Consider the following 18,463-nt stretch of genomic DNA (forward strand, 5'->3'; position numbering starts at 1 on the left):
CCTTTCATGCCGCTGGTAGCCGGGCACCCGAGCCCGGACAGACCACTGGGCGGGCCCATCCGCCTTCGGACCAGAGCGGCCCGAAGGGCGCGCGCTGTTTTCTAAGGACGGATGAACCCACCCGGCAGTAAGAACTCAGTCTAACGTCAGGGGCGATCAGGACCAAGATGAAAACGCTACGTCACGGGCGCGGTTCCGCGCCGCTTACGAGCGTCCCGGCCACCACGGTGGCCTCGCACCGCGGCAAGCGGGAATCGTCGAGCGCGGGCAGGACGGGCGTGCGCGCCCGCGGGTCCGTGCTCCACGACGCGCCCGTGCCCTGGGCCTGTTGCACCATGACGGATTCGGCGTCCCACACCGCGAGCGTGGCCTCCGCGCCCGGTGCGAGCTGCCCCGCGAGGGGTGTGCCCCCGCGGTGAGCGCGCCACACCCCGCGGGTCAGAGCCAGGAACGCAGCGCGCGCGGAGGTGCGCAGGTGCTCGTCGGGTGCCTCGAGGGCCGCCTTGACGGCGGTCCACGGATCGGGGTCGTCGGTCATGAGCGTCACGGGCACACCGGCACGGGACAGGTCCCGCAGCGGCGCCCGTCCGGGCACGCACGAGACGGTGATCGCCAGATCGGCCAGGTGTTCGCACTGGGCCTCGGACAACTGTTCGACGCCCACGATCCGGTGCCCCCGCGCATGGAACGCCCGGCCGCCGAGTTCCTCCGCGGCGGCGTCCGCGGCGTCCAGCAACGCGTCAACGCGGGGATCCCCCGACGACGACGACGCATCTTCCGTCGACGCCTCGTCCTCCCCCGCGGTCTCGTCCGGATCGTCCTCGGGGCGGTCGTTGCCGGAGGCGTCGCTCCCGGACAACTCGTTCCCGGACGGTCGGCTTCCGGACGGGTCGTCCCCGAACGAGCCACTCTCCGACGCGCCGTCCCCGGACGGGGGCAGAACGAGCACCGCTTGCAGCCCCACTCGCGTGCATGCCACGAGGTGCTCCCGCGCGGCATCGGCCAGAGCAGCAGGATCACCGAACGGAGCGGCGTCGAACCCCAGGGCGGGCGACGGCAGTGCCGAGGGGTCGAGCTCGTCGGTGTCCCGCGCGCGGCGCACCAGGATCGGCAGGGCGTGCAGCCCGTCCGCGCGGACCTCCCGCGTCGCGGCGTCGAGCGCGTCGGGGTCCGAGCTCACCAGTTCCACGGCTCCGTAGCCGTGCTCGGCGCGCGGAAGCTGCCCGGACCCGATTACTCGGTGGTGGGCGACGAACGCGGGGGTGACCACCGCGGCCCGCAGGTCTCCCGGGGTGACGTCCGCGCCGGCCATGGCCCGGGCGGCGTCGTCGGAACCGACCCACGCCACGGTCGCGCCGTCCAGGAGGATGGCGGTGGCGAACGGGTCAGCGGGCGAGTACACCGATCCGTTGATCCACACCCGCACGGCTTGTTGTTCTGACTTCACGTGATTCCCTCCGACCGGGCCTGCGGAACCCCCGCGCCCGGCATTGTCCTACTGGTCGAAGACGCTGTACTCGACGACGCCGCGGCGCACGGCTTCGATGGCTCGGTGCGCGGTCTCGCGCAGCTCGGGATCGAGCCCTTCCACGCCGCGCAACTGGTCCAGGACGTCCACGGTCTGTTTGGCCCAGCGCACGAAATCCCCCGCGGCCAGGTCCGTGCCGGTGAGCGTCCGGGTCAGGGTGGCGCCCCGGGCCCAGCGGTACATGGCGTCCGCGAGCCCCAGCTCGGGGGCGGCGGTGAGCGGCAATCGGTGCTCGGCCTCGCGCGCGGAAAGCACCGACCAGTTGTGGAGCAGGATCTGGACGGATTCCTCCATGTGGGCCGTGGGCATCTTGGGACGCGCGCCCTGGTCCTCGCGCCGGGGCTGGTAGACGAGTGCGGTCATGACACCGGCAAGTCCGGGGGCGTCCAGTCCGTCCAGGAAGCCGTCCCGCAAGCACAGTGCGAGGAGCAGGTCCCGCTCACCGTAGAGCCGGCGCAACTGTTCGCCCGCCGCGGTGGGCTGCAGGTGGCCGGATTCGTCCGGGCTGAGGTACTCGAAGTGGGTGAGCACCGCGCACACGCGATCGAAGGTCGCGGCGATGCTCCCGGTGCGCCCGGCGATCTGCTTACGCAGTGCCTGGGTGTCCTTCTCGAGCTTCCACGCGCGCTCCGCCCAGCGGGCGTGTTGTTCGCGGTCCGAACAACCATGACACGGGTGCGAACGCAACCGTCGGCGCAGGTCCTCGATCCGGTGATCGCGCGCGGAGGTCCCCCGGTCGAAGCGGATCGCGTGACCACCCGAGCGGGCGCGCGCGGGACGGTGCTCGTGCAACGCGGCCCGCACGGTCGCGGCGAGGTCCTTGCGTTCCTGGGGGGATTTCCCCGAGAAGTGCTTGGGGATCCGGATCCGGGATTCGGGTTCCAGGGAACCGTCCAGATCGTTGACACCCACCCGGCGCAGTTTGCCGTCCACCGTGAGAATGTGGGGGCGCGGGTCGAAGGGGTGCGCGTCCTCGCGCAGCACCACGGCCCACCCGGCGTTGCGGCCCTGAGGGATCTCGATCACGTCCCCGGGCAGCAGGTCCTGCAGGGCCACCGCGGCGTCGTTACGTTGACGCGCCGAGCGTGACTTGCTCGCGGACTTCTCCTCGGCCATGAGCTCACGGCGGAGCGCAGCGTACTCGGTGAAGTCGCCCAGGTGGCACGTCATGGCGTCCCGGTAGCCCTCGAGGGTCTTCTCCTGGGAGCGCACCCGTTTGGCCAGGCCCACGACCGAGCGGTCCGCCTGGAACTGCGCGAACGAGGTCTCCAGGATGGACCGGGAGCGTTTGGCCCCGTAGCGCGCGATGAGGTTGGTGGACATGTTGTATGTGGGCCGGAAACTCGAGTTCAGCGGGTACGTGCGCGTGGACGCGAGTCCCGCGACGGCCTGGGGGTTCATGCCGTCCCGCCACAGCACCACGGCGTGGCCCTCGACGTCGATCCCGCGCCGGCCCGCGCGCCCCGTGAGCTGGGTGTACTCCCCCGGGGTGATGTCCACGCGAGCCTCACCGTTGAACTTGTCGAGGCGTTCGAGCACCACGGAACGGGCCGGCATGTTGATCCCGAGCGCCAGGGTCTCCGTGGCGAACACGGCCTTGATGAGCCCCTCCGAGAACAGCTGCTCGACCACTTCCTTGAACACGGGCAGCATGCCCGCGTGGTGGGCGGAGATCCCCCGGATGAGGCCCTGGTACCAGTCCTCGTAGTTCAGTGCCGCGAGGTCCGCGGTGGACATGTGCGCGGTAGCCTCCGCCGCGAACGCGCGCAGGACGCGCTGCTCCTGCGGCGTGGTGAGCCACAGGTCCGCGGCCACGCACTGTGCCACGGCGGCGTCGCACCCTGCGCGGGAGAAGATGAAGGTGATGGCGGGCAGCAGGGCCTCGGCGTCGAGCCGGCGCAACAGCTGGGGGCGGGAGATCCGCTCCTGCCGCCCGGTGCGGGGCTCCTGGTGGCGGCCGCCGTGACGACGGCGATTGCGGTGACCGGGTCCGCGCCCACCCGACCGACCCCCGCGGGGATGCTGGGCGCGGAACAACCGCAGCAGCTCGGGGTTGACCTCGGGTTCGTCCCGGTGTTTGTCCGAGTGGCGCTGCGCAGCCTCCTCGACCGTGGTGTCGTCCACGAACAGGTCCAGCAGCTGCGGCCCCACCTGTACGTGCTGCCACAGCGGGACCGGACGGTGTTCGGAGACCACCACGTCCGTGCTGCCGCGGACGTCGTCGAGCCACGCACCGAATTCCTCGGCGTTGGAGACGGTCGCGGACAGGGACGCGAGCTGGACGTGCTCGGGCAGGTGGATGATGACCTCTTCCCACACAGCACCGCGGAAGCGGTCCGCAAGGTAGTGCACCTCGTCCATGACCACGAACCCCAGGTTCGCCAGGGTGGACGAGCCCGCGTAGAGCATGTTGCGCAGCACCTCGGTGGTCATCACGACCACGTCCGCTTCCGAGTTTACGGACGTATCACCCGTGAGCAGACCCACACGGTCCGAGCCCCAGCGGCGCGAGAACTCGTGGAACTTCTGATTGCTCAACGCCTTGATGGGCGTGGTGTAGAAGGCCTTCTTACCCCGGGTCAGTGCGAGGTGGATCGCGAACTCCCCCACCACGGTTTTTCCCGCGCCCGTGGGGGCGGCCACGAGCACTCCCCGGCCCTCCTCGAGAGCGCGGCACCCCTGCGTCTGGAACGGGTCCAGTTCGAAGTCCACGGTGTTCTCGAAGGCCGACAGCTCCGTGCTCACGTGGGCCGCGCGAGCCTTCGCGGCAATGTACCGTTCGGCGGGGGAAGACATGCTCCCACCCTACGCGGTGCCTCTGACACCCCGGGAATCGGGGCGGATCAGTCTTGGTGGGCGGTGCTGCCCATCGAGCGCAGCGCTTCCGCCGAGGTTCCCCGGTCCGCGTTGGCACCGGTCGCGGCGGCCTGCCGGGCCTGCTTCTTGGCACGACGCCGGTCCAGGTACAGACACAGCCCCACGGCCACGAAGAACAGCACCAGCAGCGGGATGGCCAGGTAGAGCATGGTCACGGGATCCGGACCCGGCGCGGCCATCGCGGCGATCACGAGAACGACCACCACCACAATCCGCCACGCCTTGAGCACGGTGCGCCCGGACAGCAGGCCCAGCACGTTGAGACCCACGAGCAGCACGGGGACCACGCACGAGATCCCGAACGTCAGGATGAGCTGAAGGAAGAAGCGCAGGTAGATCCCGGCCTCCACGAAGTTCGCCCCGCCCTCGGGCGTGAACGCGGTGAGCGCGTAGACGGCCGCGGGCAGCGCGGTCACGGCCAGGGCGCACCCACCCAGGAACAAGGGGATCGCCGCGGCGAGGAAGCCCAAGGCGTAGCGGCGTTCGTTCTTGTGCAGCGCGGGCGTGATGAACGCCCACAACTGGTACAGCCACACCGGCGACGCGAAGATCAGCCCGAGCACCACGGCGACCTCCACCATGATGTTGAAAGACCCGCCCACCGAGGAGTAGTTGATGGTCGCGGTGCGCCCGGACTCGGCCAGGCGCTGCAGCGGCTCGGTGATGTACTGCATGAACGGCTCGTACGCCATGAAGCCGAGCACCGCGCCCAGCACGGTGGCCACGGCGGACTTGATGAGGCGGTTACGCAGTTCCCGCAGGTGCTCCTTGAGCGCCATCTGGGCCTGCGGGTTGTGCCGCCGCGACGTGCTCTTGCGGCGTTCCCGGCGCTGTTGCCGGGTGGAACCGGGGGCCTTCCCGGAATCCGTGGTGGACATGGGTCCCTGTCCTCTCTGACGGGCCGTTCACCCGCATGCGACGGGGCCGAGCCGTGCGGCTCGGCCCCGCGCGGGTCCCGACGGACGATGCCGGGATCAGGCGGTGGGGCGCTGGTTCTGGTCCACGGTGGGCGCGGGCTGGCCCGGCTGCGGGGTGATCACGGTGGGCTGCTCGGCGGCCGGCTGTTGCACCGAGGGCTGCACCGTGGGCTGGGTGCTCGACTGCGCGGCGGTGGTGCCCGCGACGGGCTGGCCATCGGCGACCGGCTGGCCGTTGACAGTCACGTTCGGATCGTCGTCGCGCTTCATCTCCTTGACCTCGGACTTGAAGATGCGCAGGGACTGGCCCAGGCTACGAGCCATCCCGGGCAGCTTGGGGGCACCGAAGAGGAGCAGGATGACCACGAGGATCAAAACGAGGGTCAGGGGGCTGTCAAACAAGCGGCCCATGGCGGAGTCCTTTCTGTTCAGCCCGGCGCACGTCCGAATACCTCTGGGGCTGCCCCAGGGTGTCCCTGCGCTGCATCCTGCGGATGAGCCGAGCTGTCTGTCGTTGGTCCCGGCCGCTGCGGTAGGCGGCGCGGGTCTCGTCCACCGGGGTGAACATGGCTGGCGGGGCGGGTGTGCGCAACGGCGTGGAGTGTCCCTGGGCCGCGGCGTTCCAGCGGGTGGCGAAATCGGTACCGCTTCGCTCGATCTCGTCCAGCGCGGGCAGCACCTGCGTGCGCACGACCCGGTAGAGCACCCACCCGATGAACGCGGCAGCGCCCAGGACCAGAACGGTCCACAGCACGACCCACATCCACCACAGCATGGCCCCAGTATAGGCAGTCGACGGCTACGGACGCCCGGGGGTGGGCTCGGGACAGCTGCTGTTCAACCACTGTTCAACGGCGGCCACGGCCTCGGGGGGTGAGACCACGCCCACGTGTCCCGCATGCCGTGTGACCAGGGACGACAGTGCATCCAGTGTGGGGAAGTCCACCTCCGCGGCCACGTACTCGGGCAGTGGACGCGGCCCCCGCGCCGCGCGTGCGCGGGACCCGGGAATCGGCTGGGAGTTCGCTTCCCGGGGCGCGGCGTCGGATTCCTCCGTCTCCCCCGGTGCCGGTGCCACGGAGACCTCTACGAAGCGCTTGGCGTGGTAGTGCTCCACGATCCACCGCCCGCGCCGATCGGTGACGACCACGGCCTGGACCGGACGACGCTTGGTCGGTTGGATACTCGAACGCACCTCCGATTCCATGCGCGGGTGCACCTCGGCTTCACCCGCGTCCTCGCAGCCCACGATCCGGTCGGTGCGGAACGTACGCGGCGCGTTGGCCTGCAGGCACCAGCCCCGTACGTACTGCTGCCCGTCCGAGAAGATCATCCGCACGGGGTCCACATGCCGCTCCGTGACCTCGTCCCGGGAGGCCACGAGGTACTGCAACCGCACGCGCCGGCCGTTCTTGATCGCGTCCCGCAGGCGGGTGACGAGCGCGCTGTCACGGGGCTCCGCGGCGGCGTCGGCGTCCGGTGCCGCAAGCGCGTCCGCGAGCGGCAGCGCGTCCGCGGCGGTCGCGACCTTCTGCATGGCCGAGCGCACGACCCTGCTGTCACCGCCCGGAACGGCCTGCAGGGTCTGCAACCCCATGAGCAGCGCGCTGGCCTCGGGGACGGTCAACCGCACAGGTTCGGACAGTTCCTGCGCGTTGCCCAGGTAGATGTGGCCGTCGTCCCAGGACGCGTCGATGAGCTGGTCCGGCATGTGCCCCGGGCGCCCGCACACGAACAGGGTCTGCAGGTCGTTGACGAGTTCGGCGTCCGTGATCCCGAAGTGCCGGGCCGTCTCCTCGAGCTCCGCGCCCTGGTGGGCGTAGACGTGACGCACGATGTGTAGCAGCCGCGCGAGGTGCTGTTCGGTGCTGGCCTTGGCCGCGCCGTGACGGCGCTGCTTGCCCCAACGCACGTCCACGCCGGGCATCCGCGCCTGGAAGGCCCGCGCGTCACGGAGTCTGCGGGCCACGGCGTCGGCGACCGCGTTCTGGGTCGCGATGTCCTCGGCGGTCGGGGCGTCGTCGCTCGTCGAATCGGGTTCGGCCGACGGCCCGCCCTCGGCCGTCGGGGCGCTCCCGCCCTGTGCGGCGTCGCCCCGAATGCCGGGCACGGGTTCGCGGGGCACCCGGGCGTCCGGGCCCGCCGCGCACACGTGTTCCGCCGCGGACTCGGTGTCGTGCACCGCGAGCTGCACGGCGTCGTAGCCCTCGGGGGCCCGCCACGCGGGTGAGTCGGACGGCGCGGCAATGCGGCGCAGCAGCTGGCCCGCGCCCTGGCGGACATGGACCACCACGCACAGCTGCGGCGGCTGGCTGACCATGCGCGCGAGCTGACCGCCCATGGAAAAGTCCCGGGGCGGCTCGAACGTCTCGCGTGTGGTCTCCACCTCGGAGATGATGCGGGAGAGCCGGAACGTGCGCTGTGCACGCCGGTCCGTGTCCCAGCCCGCGAGGTACCAGGCCCCGTAGCGGGAGCCCACACCCCACGGCTGCACCGTGCGCTGGGAGAATGCCCCGGTGCGGTCCACGTAGTCGAAGCGCACCGTGCGGTGCGCAAGCACTGCCGAGAGCAGCGGCTCGAAGGCGGGGTCCGCCACGGCCACGGTGGGCTGCAGGTCCCGGCCCGGCGCGGCCTCGCCGCTGAGCGCCGGTTCGAGCTTGTCGAGGGCGCGGCGTGCGAGCCGGTCCTGGGCAGCGTCGTTCCACGCGTCCGCCGCGACGGCGAGCACCGCGGATTCCTCCGCACTGAATCGCACCCGGGGCAGCCGGTACGAGCCCCGGGGCACGCGGTAGCGCGGGGTCAGCTGCGCGTCCGAGGCCCAGGGGTCGTCGTCCGGGATCTCCTCCACCGGGTACCCGAGTGAGCGCAGGTGGGCTTTGTCGCGCTCGAACATGCGCTCGAACGCGTCCTGGTTCCCGGCGCGGTCGTAACCGGGCACGATCGCGCGCAGCTGCTCACGGGTGTACCCGGACTCGCGGTCGAGCAGGGCGATCAGCAGGTTGAGGAGCCGTTCGGCGGACGCCGTGGTGGAACGGCGCGCCGAGGGCCCCGCGGAGGGCGCCATTCAGCGGACGTCGAGCAGGTCCACCACGAAGATCAGGGACTCGTCCGGGCCGATCGCGGCGCCGGCGCCGCGCGAGCCGTACGCCAGCTCGGAGGGGATCTCCAACCGACGCCGACCACCCACCTTCATGCCCAGCAGACCCTGGTCCCAGCCCTGGATGACCTGTCCCACGCCCACCGTGAAGCCCAGCGGCTCACCGCGGTTCCAGGAGGCGTCGAACTCCTCGCCGCCCGAGTACGTGACACCCACGTAGTGGCACGAGACCGTGTCCCCGACCTTCGCCTCCCGGCCGGTGCCCTGGATCTCGTCCACGATCCGCAGCTCGGTGGGAACCGGGTCCTGGGGGAAGTCGATCTCCGGCTTGGAACGATCAAGCTTGCGCTGTCCGAATGACACGGGCTCTACCTTTCGTCGTGGGCCCCCGGGCGGGGCCGTGCCGAGCACACAGTGTAGCCGTGTCTCACTTGCCGGACGCAGAGGACTTCGGGCTCGCGCTCGGTGCCGTGGACGCACCGGGAGTGGCGCTCGCCGAGGCCTGCGGGCTCGCGGTCTCCGTCTTCGGGGTGGGTGTGGTGCCGAGGATGTCCACCACGAACACGAGCGCGCCCGCGGGGTACTGGGAGTCCTTGCCGAGCTCCTTCTCCGTGCCGTAGGCCTTGTCGGTGGGGATCACCAGCTCCACGCGCGAGCCGACCTTCTGGCCCTCCAGACCCTCCTTCCAGCCGGCGATCACACCGTTGAGGGGGAAGGAGGCCGGGGTGCCCTTCTCGTAGGAGGAGTCGAAGGACTTTCCGTCCGCCCAGCGCACGCCCACATAGTTCGCGATCACGGTATCCGACTCCTTGACGGTGTCACCGTCCCCCTCGATCAGCACGTCCGTCTTCAGCTCCTTGGGCTCGCTACCGGAGGGCTTGGCGATCGTGGGGGTGCCCTTGTCGTCCTGCGTAACGTTGGGCATGCCCTTGGAGGGGGTCTTCATCTTCTCGTTGAGCGACGGCATGATCTTCTTGGTCACCTGGTAGACCTCCACCGAGGTGGAGTCGTCCCCCTCGGAGGCCGCGCCGCTGGTCTTGGGAGAGCTGTACGCGATGATCTCCCCCTCCTTGGCCTTCGTCAGGGCGTCGTACATCTGCGGCAGGGAGTCCTTGAGCTCGTCGTTGACGGTCAGCACCTGTCCGGCACCCTGACTGTAGGTGTCCCCCAGCGAGGAACCATCCGAGCCCTTGTACAGGGCCGCCTGCAGCATGATGCTGTCGCCGGCGTGGATCTCCTCACCGTCCCCCTCCTTCAGGACCTTGGTCTGCGCGTCGTCCACCTTTATTGGGGTCTTGAAGGACACCGACGGCGCGGTGCCCTGCGAGGGGTCTGCGGACAGTTCCACGGAGTCCCAGCCCGAGCCCCCGCCGCAGCCGGTCAGCAGCAGGGACAGGGCGAGCGCGGCGGTGCCGGCAGGGATGATCTTTCGCACGAGGGGGTGACCTTTCGTCATCGGGGTGCTGGCTCGGGGCCAATGTAGAGGACCCGCGTGGGCCGCGGCTGGGAGAGTCCCCGGAACACTGCGGGCGGGTGGGGTCAGGCGCGTCCGGAGGTGATCTCTGCGATCAGCTCCTCGACGTCCGGCTGGGTGGTGGCGAAGGGGTCCTTGCACATGACCGTGCTCTGCTGATGCTCCCCGTTGAGCTTTAGGTGCACCCAGTCCACGGTGGTGCTGACCCCGGCGTCGTGGGCCGCGGCCACGAACCGCCCGCGCATCCGCGCCCGGGTGGGAGGGCCTTCGACGACGGCGCGCTCGACGTCCTGCGGGGCCACGAACGTCTCCACGGCACCGCGGCGCTCCAGCATATGGAAAAGTCCGTGGCGCGCGGAGGTGTCGTGGTAAGCGAGGTCCAACTGCGCCATGCGGGGGTGGGACCAGTCCATCCCGTGGGCGCTCGCGTAGGAGTCCAGCAGCTTCTTCTTGATGGCCCAGTCCAGCTCGCGGTCCACCAGCGAGCTGTCCTGCTCCTCGACGGCGCGCAGCCCACGGTCCCACAGCCCGACGACCCAGTCGAGGCGGTCGTGGTGCGCGCCGTGGCGCTGCACGAACCGGGTGACTTCCTCAAGGTACTCGCGCTGCAGTTCGATCGCCGAGCGGTAGCCCCCCGCGGCCAGCTCCAGCGGTGCCAAACCGGTGAGGTCGTGGGAGACCTGCCGCAGGGCGGCAGCCGGGTCCGCGAGCGTGCGGTCCGGCAGGATCTGGCCCGCCTCGATCATGCGCAGCACCGCGTCCGTGATACCGATCTTCAGCGCCGTGGTGGTCTGGGACATGGACGAGTCGCCCGTGATGACGTGCAGCCGGCGGTAGCGCTCGGCGTCCGCGTGCGGTTCGTCCCGGGTGTTGATCATGGGGCGGGAACGGGTGGTGGCCGAGGACGACCCTTCCCACACGTGGTCCGCCCGCTGGGAGAACGAGTAGCCGGGGCGCCCGTCCCCCAGGGCCAGGGAGCCGAAGGGCGGCGGCCCGTCCGGGTGCACCCGACCCGCGCCCACGAGGATCTGCCGCGTCACCAGTAGCGGCAGCAGGTGCTGGACCAGCCGGGAGAACTCCGTGCGGCGGGCAATCATGTAGTTCTCGTGCGAGCCGAACGAGTTGCCGGCGGAGTCCGCGTTGTTCTTGAAGAGGTGCACCGTGCCGCCCACGCCCTCGGCGTCCAGGCTCTCCTGCAGCTGAGCGCGCAGGTCGTCCACGATCCGTTCGCCGGCGGCGTCCTGGGCGACGACGTCGTGCAGGGTTGCGGCCTCGGCCGTCGCGTACTCGGGGTGGGAGCCCACGTCCAGGTACAGGCGCCCGCCGTTAGGCAGGAACACGTTGGAGGCCCGCCCCCACGCGAGCACCGGTGCGAACAGCCGCCGCGCCGTCTCGTCCGCACCCAGGGGACGGCCCTGCGGTGCGCTGTGGATCAGGCCGAACTCGGTCTCGATCCCGTAGATCCGCCGTTCCACGGTATTACTGGCCGCCCTTCTGCACGAAGCCCTTCACGAAGGCCTCCGCGTTGGTCTCGAGCACGCCGTCGATCTCCGCGAGCAGGTCGTCGGTGCCCTGGGTGTCCCGCTGGGCCTGTGCGGCGCCCGAGGCGGGCGGGGTCGCGGGGGCCGGGGCGTCCGGTTCCTCCTCGCGGCGGGATCCGGTGCGGAAGATGCGTTCCTGTGCCATGGTGTCCTCCTGTGGCTTCTCGAATGAGGTGTGCTGCGCCCGACCGGGCGGTTCAGCCGATGTCGCTGCCCGTGACGAGGGCGGGCCGGTTCGCGGCCACGCGCTCGATCCAGGTCTCGACGTCCGGGGCGTCGAACCAGTCCTCGCACGTGTCCCGGGTGAGGTCGTGGGGTTCGGGCATCCTGACCCGCGCTCCCCGGCGGATCCCGGGGAACGTCACGGTCAGTGTGTCCCAGCCCACCGCGACCATGTCCCGCGGGTACCGGGACACCGCGGTGCCCCGGAAGTACGCGCGGGTGTCGATCGGCGGATGGTCCGCGGCCGCGGTGATCCGCTCGTGGTCCACGAGGGTGCGGATCCGTCCGGCGGCGGCGAGCTTGTGGTAGAGCCCCTTGTCGGGGCGCACGTCCGCGTACTGCAGGTCGATCGCCACGAGCCGGGGATCGTCCCACGCGAGACCGTCGCGTGTGCGGTACGCGGTGAGCAGCGCGTACTTGGCCGCCCAGTCCAACCGGTCGGACAAGCGCGCGGGGTCCTCGGCGAGGTCCGTGAGCACCTCGTCCCAGGTCTGCAGCACGTGGGCGGTGTCCTCGTCCAACCCGTTCGGGGCCAGCTCGGTCTCCAGCGCCAACGCTGCGCGGTAGTACTCTCGCTGCAGCTCCACCGCGGTCAACTCCCGACCGTTCGCGAGCGCCACCGTGGTGCGCAGGGACGGGTCGTGACTGATGGCCTGCAGCGCGGCCACGGGATCCTCGAGCTCGAGGCGCGGCGCCCGGTCGTGTTCCACGAGGTTCAGCACCAGGGACGTGGTCCCGAACTTGAGCAGCGTGGCCACGTGGGAGAGGTTGGCGTCCCCGATGATCACGTGCAGGCGCCGGTAGCGGGTGTCGTCCGCGTGGGGTTCGTCCCGCGTGTTCACGATCGGGCGGTGGATCGTAGTCTCGAGCCCCACGGTGCGTTCGAAGAAGTCGGCGCGCTGACTCAGTTGGAACCCAGTACATGAACCGTCCACCCCGAGGCCCACACGGCCTGCACCGCACATGATCTGCCGGGACGCGAAGAACGGCAGCAGGGCCGCGGTGATCCGCTCGAAGGGCACGGCGCGTTCCACGGTGTAGTTCTCGTGCGCGCCGTAGGACACCGACTTGTTGTCCGTGTTGTTCTTGTAGAGGTTCACCGGCGCGGCATCCGTCCCCGCGGAAACCTCCGCGAGGTACTCCACGGCGCGGGCGGCCACCACGTCCCCCGCGGCGTCCCACGTGAGCGCGTCCAGGGGCGTGGTGACCTCCGGGGACGAGTACTCCGGGTGGGAGTGGTCCACGTAGACCCGCGCGCCGTTGGGGATCACGGTGTTCATGATCACGCGGCGCCAGTCGAGGTCCTCCGTGTACATCGCGGATTCGCTGATCGCCTCCGCGGCGATCTCCTCCGCGGTGAGCACCGGCGCCTCATCGGTGAGCTGGCTCGGGTGGGCGTCCTCGCGGGCCAAGGTGAACCCCCGGGCATCCGCGAGCGGGGTCTCGGAACCGTAGTCCCACCCTGTGCCGAGCGGGGCGTGCGGGGAACCGGGCTGCGCGGCGTCGTCGTCCGATGGCGTGGGCCCGGCCGAGCCCACGGACCGTTCCCCGCCTGCCGCCTCCTGTTCCCGAAGCCGTCGGGCGACCCACGCGGCGTACCCCGTGACCACGCGGGTCGAGAGCACCGTGGGGTTCGCACCCGGTTCACCCTGGGCCAGCACACCGAACTCGGTCTCGCTGCCCATGATCCGCCGTACCGTCATGCCGCGCCCCCGTCCGGACGCTGCGTGCCGGAGACCCCGGGGCGGTCCACCGCGATCCGGACGTCCTGGATGGTGTCCGCGCGCCGACCGGTCAATCGGGCCCAGTCCTCCGGGTCCGCGGTGTTGGGCAGGTCCTGTTGTTCGTGGAACTCCTGGTTCACCGCGTCCACGAGGTGCTGCGAGGTGATCCCCCGCCGGCCCGTGGTCAGCAGCGTCTTGATGGCCTGCTTCTTGGCGCGGTCCACCACGTTGCGGATCACCGCTCCGGACGCGTAGTCCGCGAAGTACAGGGTCTCCTGGCCGCCGTCGCGGTACGTGATCGTGAGGAACTCGGTGTCCGGGGTGCGCGCGTACATGCGCCCGATCGCGGCGTCCACGAGCTCCCGGGCGGCCTGCGCGCGGGAGCCGGCGCGAGCGACATCGTCCTCACGCAGGGGCAGGTCCTCGGTGACGTACAGCGAGAAGATCTCCCGCGCGCCCTGCTCGTCCGGGCGGTCGATGCGGATCTTCACGTCCAGGCGACCGGGGCGCAGCACCGCGGGATCGATCATGTCCTCGCGGTTGGTCGCGCCCACCACGATCACGTTGTCGAGCTGTTCCACGCCGTCGATCTCCGTGAGCAACTGCGGCACGATTGTGGTCTCCACGTCCGAGGACAGCCCCGAACCGCGCACGCGGAACAGCGAGTCCATCTCGTCGAAGAACACCACAACGGGGATCCCGCGCGCCGCCTGCTCGCGCGCGTTCGCGAAGATCGAGCGGATCTGGCGCTCGGTCTCCCCCACGTACTTGTCGAGCAGCTCGGGACCCTTGATATTGAGGAAGTAGCCCTCGGGCCGCGCGCGCCCGGCCTTGGCCGCGCTGCGCTCGGCGAGCGAGCGCGCAACAGCCTTGGCGATCAGCGTCTTGCCGTTGCCCGGGGGACCGTAGAGCAGGATGCCCTTGGGCGGGCGCAGACCGTGTTCGCGGTAGATGTCCGGGTGGACGTAGGGCAGTTCCACGGCGTCGCGGATCGCCTCGATCTGAGGCCCCAGCCCGCCGATGTCTGTATAGCGGACCTCCGGGACCTCCTCGAGCACGAGCTGTTCCACGTCCGTGCGTTCCACGGGTTCCAGGGCGAAGCCCGTGCGGTGGTCCACGGTCAGCGCGTCCCCGGGCTTGGGGCGCTCACGCCGCAACCGACCCGAGAGCAACAGCACGCGTTCCTCGTCCGAGCGGCCCACGGTGAGCACGCGGTCGTGGTCGATGACCTCCTTGACGGTGGCCACCTCCCCGGTGCGCTCGTAGTCGAGCACCGTGATCACCACGTAGTGCTCGTTGAGCAGCACCCCCAGTCCGGGCTCGCACGCACTCAGCGACACGAGAGGGCTCAGGGCCACGCGCATCTTCCGTCCCGCGGAGAGCACGTCCACCGACGGGCCCGTGACCACGGGACCGTTGCCGGTGGCCTCCCCCAAGGGCTGGCGACCGTGGTTGACCTGCAGCACCACGGCGAACGTCGCGGGCGCCTCGGCCTCCGCCGCGAGGGTCTTTTTGAGCGTCACGATCTCCTGGCGGGACGCGTTGAGCAACCGCACCAGCTTCTCGTTCTGCGATCCCACCGCCGCGAGCTGCTTGTCCAGGTTGCGCTTCTGGTCCCGCAGCATGTTGATCTGGCGCTGGGTGATGTCCGCGGCCGAACGGCCCGCGGTGCCGCCCGATTCAGTCATCGCGCACCTGACCCCCGTCCGCGCGGGCCTGCTCGTCGATCTCCCGCTGGGCGCGCGCGGCGTGCTCGGCCAACGACGCCGCATCGCGGCCCGCGCGGCGCAGCTTGCGGTCCGAGACCACGCGCTCGCCCAGGGCCACGGGAGTCCACGCCTGCAGATCCTCTTCCGTGTACTCGCTCTTGGAAGCGCGCCGCTTCGGAGCCAACCTGGGTGCGCCGTCCACGAGTCGGCGGGACTGGATCAGGAACCCGGTGTGCGCGACCATGCGGTGGTCCGGGCGCACCGCGAGCCCCTCCACATGCCACCCGCGCACCATGGTCTCCGAGGCCTCGGGCTCGGTGAAGCGGCCGTCCGCGCGCATGGCCTCCGCCACGCGGGACAACTGCGGCACGGTGGCCACGTAGCAGATCACCACGCCGCCGGGCGCGAGGGTTGTGGCCACGGCGTCGAGGCACTCCCACGGGGCGAGCATGTCCAGGATCACGCGGTCCACGGACCCGGGCTCCTCCCGCGCGCCCAGTTCCTCCGCGAGGTCTCCGAGGCTCAGTTCCCACGCGGGGTGCGGGCCGCCGAACATGGTCTCGATGTTGCCCCGGGCGATCTCCGCGAACTCCTCCCGGCGCTCGAACGAGTGGACGTGGCCTTCGTCCCCCACAGCGCGCAGCAGGGCGATGGTCAGCGCGCCGGAACCGACCCCGGCCTCCACGACCCGGGCGCCCGGGAAGACGTCCGCCATGGTCACGATCTGCCCGGAGTCCTTGGGGTAGACCACCGCGGCTCCGCGGGGCATGGACAGCACGAAGTCCTTGAGCAGTGGCCGCAGCGCCTGGTACTGGATCCCCGAGGTGTTGGACACGACCGTGCCCTCGGGTTGGCCGATCAACAGCTCATGTGCCAGCACCCCGCGATGGGTGTGGTGTTCCCCTCCGTCCACCAGGGTGATGGTGGTCATCTTCCCGGTCTCGTCCATGAGTTGGACGCGCTCGCCGGAGCGGAACGGGCCGCGCCGGTTGGCTGCTCCCCGCACGGTGGCGCCGGTGGGGTTCGGGGGGGATTCCTGCTGCTCGCTCATCTGCTCGCTCTCACGCGTGGTCGTCGTCGGGGCCGTCCGGCTCCGTAGGTACGCCCGCACCGCGGGCCGCCCCGAGCCATTCTCCCACCGTAGCCCCGATCGGATCACCACGCCCCGCGGCGATGGCCCCCACCGCGCTCATGGAGCGATCAGGCGCGCAGGGCCAAGCGTGCGAGGTCCTCGTGGTGCACCACGCCCGTGACGTGACCGGCACCGTCCACGACGCACACCCAGGCGCGGCGCCCGGTCTCCAGCACGCGGGCCAGTTCGCCGCCGGGGGTGCCCGGGTCCACGGTGGTATCCGCGGGGTGCCATTCGGCTACGTCCCCCACGGCGACGACGCCGCGGTGCGCCGGTGCCACCCGTTCGGCGAGCTCGGGGTCCAGCAGGCCCACGGCACCGCGGTCACGGACGACGACGTCCGGGGTCCATCCCCGGTAGTCGTCCCCCGTGGCGGCCATGACGGTGGCGTCCACGAGGGCCAGGGGCGTGGTCGGGGAAAACTCCATCGCGGGACGCGCGACACCCCCAGCCCGCACGGCGTAGAGCACGCCCAGAACGCGTGCCTGGCGCAGCGCCTGCCCCGCGCCCATGAAGATGAACCCGGCCACGAGCAGCGTGATCACGAGCACCACCGGTTGGCGCCATACCTGCGCCCACAGCAACCACGCGACCGTGAGGATCGCGATCCCGCGCCCGCACCACGCGGCCACGGTCGTGCCCTTGGCCTCCGAGCGGGTCAGTGCCCACACGATCGCCTCCACCACGCGCCCGCCGTCGAGCGGCAGTCCGGGCAGCAGGTTGAACAACCCCAGGATCCAGTTGGCCAGGATCAGCAACTGGACGAGCGCCCACCCCGGGCCCGCGAGGCTGTCCGCGGTCACGAAGAGCACACCGGTGCCCAGCGCGGCGAGCACCACGTTGCTCAGCGGTCCGGCCAGGGACACGAGCGCGGTGGGCAGCGGTGTGGTGCGCACGCTGCCGAACGCCGTGTGCCCGCCCATGAGGGTCAGCACGATCCGGGTCACTGGCCACCCGGCCGCGCGACCCGCGAGCGCGTGGGCGAGTTCGTGCACCAGCACGCTCAGGGCCAGGCCCACCGCGAAGCCCAGGGCCAGGAGCAGGTTGAGCCAGCCGAGCTCGGGGTACAGCCGCCACAGCACGGGCCCGTACATCAACAGGGTCAACCCCGCGATGAGGAACCACGAACGGTCCAGCAACAGCTCCACGCCCAGCAGCAGACCCAGCCGCACGCCGCGGGGTCGGGGGCCGGCGGGGGCCGGTGCGGCGCGATCGTCGGAGGGCTGGCGGAACCGGGGAAGGGGCATGCTGAACATGGTAGGTGCGCCCGCCGGTACCGCGCTGGGGATCGGCTCGTGGAACACCCGCACGGGCCGTACAGTGGGACGGTGACCACGTTGGACAATAATTCGGAACAGCCCGGTATCGGACCTTTCGGGGTCGTGCGTGACGGTGCGGACCAGGAGACCGTCACGGTGCTCATCGCCGCGTTCGAGGGCTGGAACGACGCCGGCGACGCCGCCACGGACACCCTCAAGCTCATCCGCGAGCAGCTCAACGCGAAGGACGTGTTCGAGGTCGCCTCGGACGACTACTACGACTACCAGTACTCCCGTCCCGTGATCCGCCGGCCCCTGACCGGGGAGCAGAAACTGCACTGGCCCACCACGCGGTTGTCCAAGGCGTCGGTGCCCGGGACCAACCTGGACGTCGTGCTGTTGCACGGCTGGGAGCCGTCCTACCGGTGGCGCGCGTTCACCGCCGAACTGCTCGAGCAGGCCGCGGCCCTGGACGTGGACTTCGTCATCATGCTCGGCTCGCTGCTCGCGGACGTCCCCCACACCCGCCCGATCCCCGTGACCCTGACCTCGGACACCGAGGAGCTGCGCGAGGAACTGGACATCGATGCCCCCCAGTACGAGGGACCCACCGGGATCGTGGGGGTGCTCTCCCACATGGCCGCGCTCGCGGGCTTCCCCACGCTGAGCATGTGGGCCGCCGTCCCGCACTACGTGGCGCAGTCGCCCTCCCCCAAGGCGCAGCTCGCGCTCGCGCGCCGCCTCGAGGACCTGCTGGGCATGGCCCTGCCGCTCGAACCCGTGGTCGAGGACGCCGAGGCGTGGGAACGCGGCGTGGACGAGCTCGCCTCCGAGGATCCGGAGGTCGCGGACTACGTGCGCCAGCTCGAGGAGGCCAAGGACACCGTGGACCTACCGGAGGCCACCGGGGACGCGATCGCCCGCGAGTTCGAGCGTTACCTGCGCCGCCGCGACGACCGCGGCTGATCGCGAGGATCCGTCGG

At 70.7% G+C, this 18,463-nt stretch carries 15 protein-coding genes; 1 reads left to right on the top strand and 14 read right to left on the bottom strand.

The annotated features are described in order from the left end of the window. Window positions 1–181: 181 nt before the first annotated feature. The 14 genes from Q9R22_RS09340 to Q9R22_RS09405 form a co-directional block, all read right to left on the bottom strand. A complete protein-coding gene (locus Q9R22_RS09340) occupies window positions 182–1,447 on the bottom strand; it encodes a hypothetical protein (protein WP_131332996.1) in 1,266 nt (421 codons plus the stop codon). Between the two features lie 48 nt (window positions 1,448–1,495). Then, entirely contained in the window at window positions 1,496–4,324 is a 2,829-nt protein-coding gene (locus Q9R22_RS09345; protein WP_311254175.1) for a DEAD/DEAH box helicase, read from the bottom strand. Window positions 4,325–4,371: 47 nt separating this feature from the next. After that, window positions 4,372–5,184, bottom strand: a complete 813-nt coding sequence (gene tatC / locus Q9R22_RS09350; protein ID WP_311254180.1) for a twin-arginine translocase subunit TatC — start codon at window positions 5,182–5,184, stop codon at window positions 4,372–4,374. Between the two features lie 195 nt (window positions 5,185–5,379). Beyond that, complete coding sequence (gene tatA, locus Q9R22_RS09355) at window positions 5,380–5,733, bottom strand: Sec-independent protein translocase subunit TatA (RefSeq protein ID WP_064846993.1); 354 nt, start codon at window positions 5,731–5,733, stop codon at window positions 5,380–5,382. Further along, window positions 5,717–6,097, bottom strand: coding sequence for a hypothetical protein (locus Q9R22_RS09360; protein WP_035961557.1), 381 nt, complete (start codon window positions 6,095–6,097; stop codon window positions 5,717–5,719). Before Q9R22_RS09360 ends, tatA begins: the two co-directional genes overlap by 17 nt. 24 nt (window positions 6,098–6,121) lie before the next feature. Further along, the gene (locus Q9R22_RS09365; RefSeq protein ID WP_311254176.1) at window positions 6,122–8,386 is read right to left on the bottom strand and encodes a WYL domain-containing protein; all 2,265 of its coding nucleotides are present in this window, start codon (window positions 8,384–8,386) and stop codon (window positions 6,122–6,124) included. Further along, window positions 8,387–8,782 (bottom strand): FKBP-type peptidyl-prolyl cis-trans isomerase, encoded by a 396-nt coding sequence (locus tag Q9R22_RS09370; protein ID WP_126874796.1) that lies wholly within the window; start codon window positions 8,780–8,782, stop codon window positions 8,387–8,389. 64 nt (window positions 8,783–8,846) lie between these two features. Next, complete coding sequence (locus Q9R22_RS09375; protein ID WP_131333000.1) at window positions 8,847–9,854, bottom strand: FKBP-type peptidyl-prolyl cis-trans isomerase; 1,008 nt, start codon at window positions 9,852–9,854, stop codon at window positions 8,847–8,849. Window positions 9,855–9,958: 104 nt separating this feature from the next. Continuing rightward, window positions 9,959–11,368, bottom strand: coding sequence for a Pup--protein ligase (gene pafA / locus Q9R22_RS09380; RefSeq protein WP_131333001.1), 1,410 nt, complete (start codon window positions 11,366–11,368; stop codon window positions 9,959–9,961). Between the two features lie 4 nt (window positions 11,369–11,372). Next, on the bottom strand, window positions 11,373–11,579 hold the full coding sequence (locus tag Q9R22_RS09385; RefSeq protein WP_098055493.1) for a ubiquitin-like protein Pup: 207 nt from the start codon (window positions 11,577–11,579) through the stop codon (window positions 11,373–11,375). 52 nt (window positions 11,580–11,631) lie between these two features. After that, on the bottom strand, window positions 11,632–13,359 hold the full coding sequence (dop, locus tag Q9R22_RS09390) for a depupylase/deamidase Dop (RefSeq protein WP_311254177.1): 1,728 nt from the start codon (window positions 13,357–13,359) through the stop codon (window positions 11,632–11,634). Beyond that, complete coding sequence (gene arc, locus Q9R22_RS09395) at window positions 13,356–15,068, bottom strand: proteasome ATPase (RefSeq protein WP_131333002.1); 1,713 nt, start codon at window positions 15,066–15,068, stop codon at window positions 13,356–13,358. Before arc ends, dop begins: the two co-directional genes overlap by 4 nt. Continuing rightward, entirely contained in the window at window positions 15,061–16,140 is a 1,080-nt protein-coding gene (locus Q9R22_RS09400) for a tRNA (adenine-N1)-methyltransferase (protein WP_131333003.1), read from the bottom strand. Before Q9R22_RS09400 ends, arc begins: the two co-directional genes overlap by 8 nt. A gap of 149 nt (window positions 16,141–16,289) precedes the next feature. Then, entirely contained in the window at window positions 16,290–17,468 is a 1,179-nt protein-coding gene (locus Q9R22_RS09405) for a site-2 protease family protein (protein WP_242670425.1), read from the bottom strand. An 81-nt stretch (window positions 17,469–17,549) separates the two neighbouring features. Between Q9R22_RS09405 and Q9R22_RS09410 the strand changes: the two genes are divergently transcribed. Continuing rightward, window positions 17,550–18,446: a PAC2 family protein gene (locus tag Q9R22_RS09410; RefSeq protein WP_064846984.1), complete on the top strand. Its 897-nt coding sequence runs from the start codon at window positions 17,550–17,552 to the stop codon at window positions 18,444–18,446. The last annotated feature ends 17 nt before the right edge of the window (window positions 18,447–18,463 follow it).

The sequence above is a fragment of the Kocuria sp. PD6 genome, assembly GCF_031844145.1.
Classification (GTDB): domain Bacteria; phylum Actinomycetota; class Actinomycetes; order Actinomycetales; family Micrococcaceae; genus Kocuria; species Kocuria marina.

Coding starts and splice junctions, on each gene's coding strand:
- Q9R22_RS09345 (WP_311254175.1), bottom strand. CDS start 4,324: ATGTCTTCCCCCGCCGAACGGTACATTGCCGCGAAGGCTCGCGCGGCC.
- tatC (WP_311254180.1), bottom strand. CDS start 5,184: ATGGCGCTCAAGGAGCACCTGCGGGAACTGCGTAACCGCCTCATCAAG.
- tatA (WP_064846993.1), bottom strand. CDS start 5,733: ATGGGCCGCTTGTTTGACAGCCCCCTGACCCTCGTTTTGATCCTCGTG.
- Q9R22_RS09360 (WP_035961557.1), bottom strand. CDS start 6,097: ATGCTGTGGTGGATGTGGGTCGTGCTGTGGACCGTTCTGGTCCTGGGC.
- Q9R22_RS09365 (WP_311254176.1), bottom strand. CDS start 8,386: ATGGCGCCCTCCGCGGGGCCCTCGGCGCGCCGTTCCACCACGGCGTCC.
- Q9R22_RS09385 (WP_098055493.1), bottom strand. CDS start 11,579: ATGGCACAGGAACGCATCTTCCGCACCGGATCCCGCCGCGAGGAGGAA.
- dop (WP_311254177.1), bottom strand. CDS start 13,359: ATGACGGTACGGCGGATCATGGGCAGCGAGACCGAGTTCGGTGTGCTG.
- arc (WP_131333002.1), bottom strand. CDS start 15,068: ATGACTGAATCGGGCGGCACCGCGGGCCGTTCGGCCGCGGACATCACC.
- Q9R22_RS09400 (WP_131333003.1), bottom strand. CDS start 16,140: ATGAGCGAGCAGCAGGAATCCCCCCCGAACCCCACCGGCGCCACCGTG.
- Q9R22_RS09405 (WP_242670425.1), bottom strand. CDS start 17,468: ATGCCCCTTCCCCGGTTCCGCCAGCCCTCCGACGATCGCGCCGCACCG.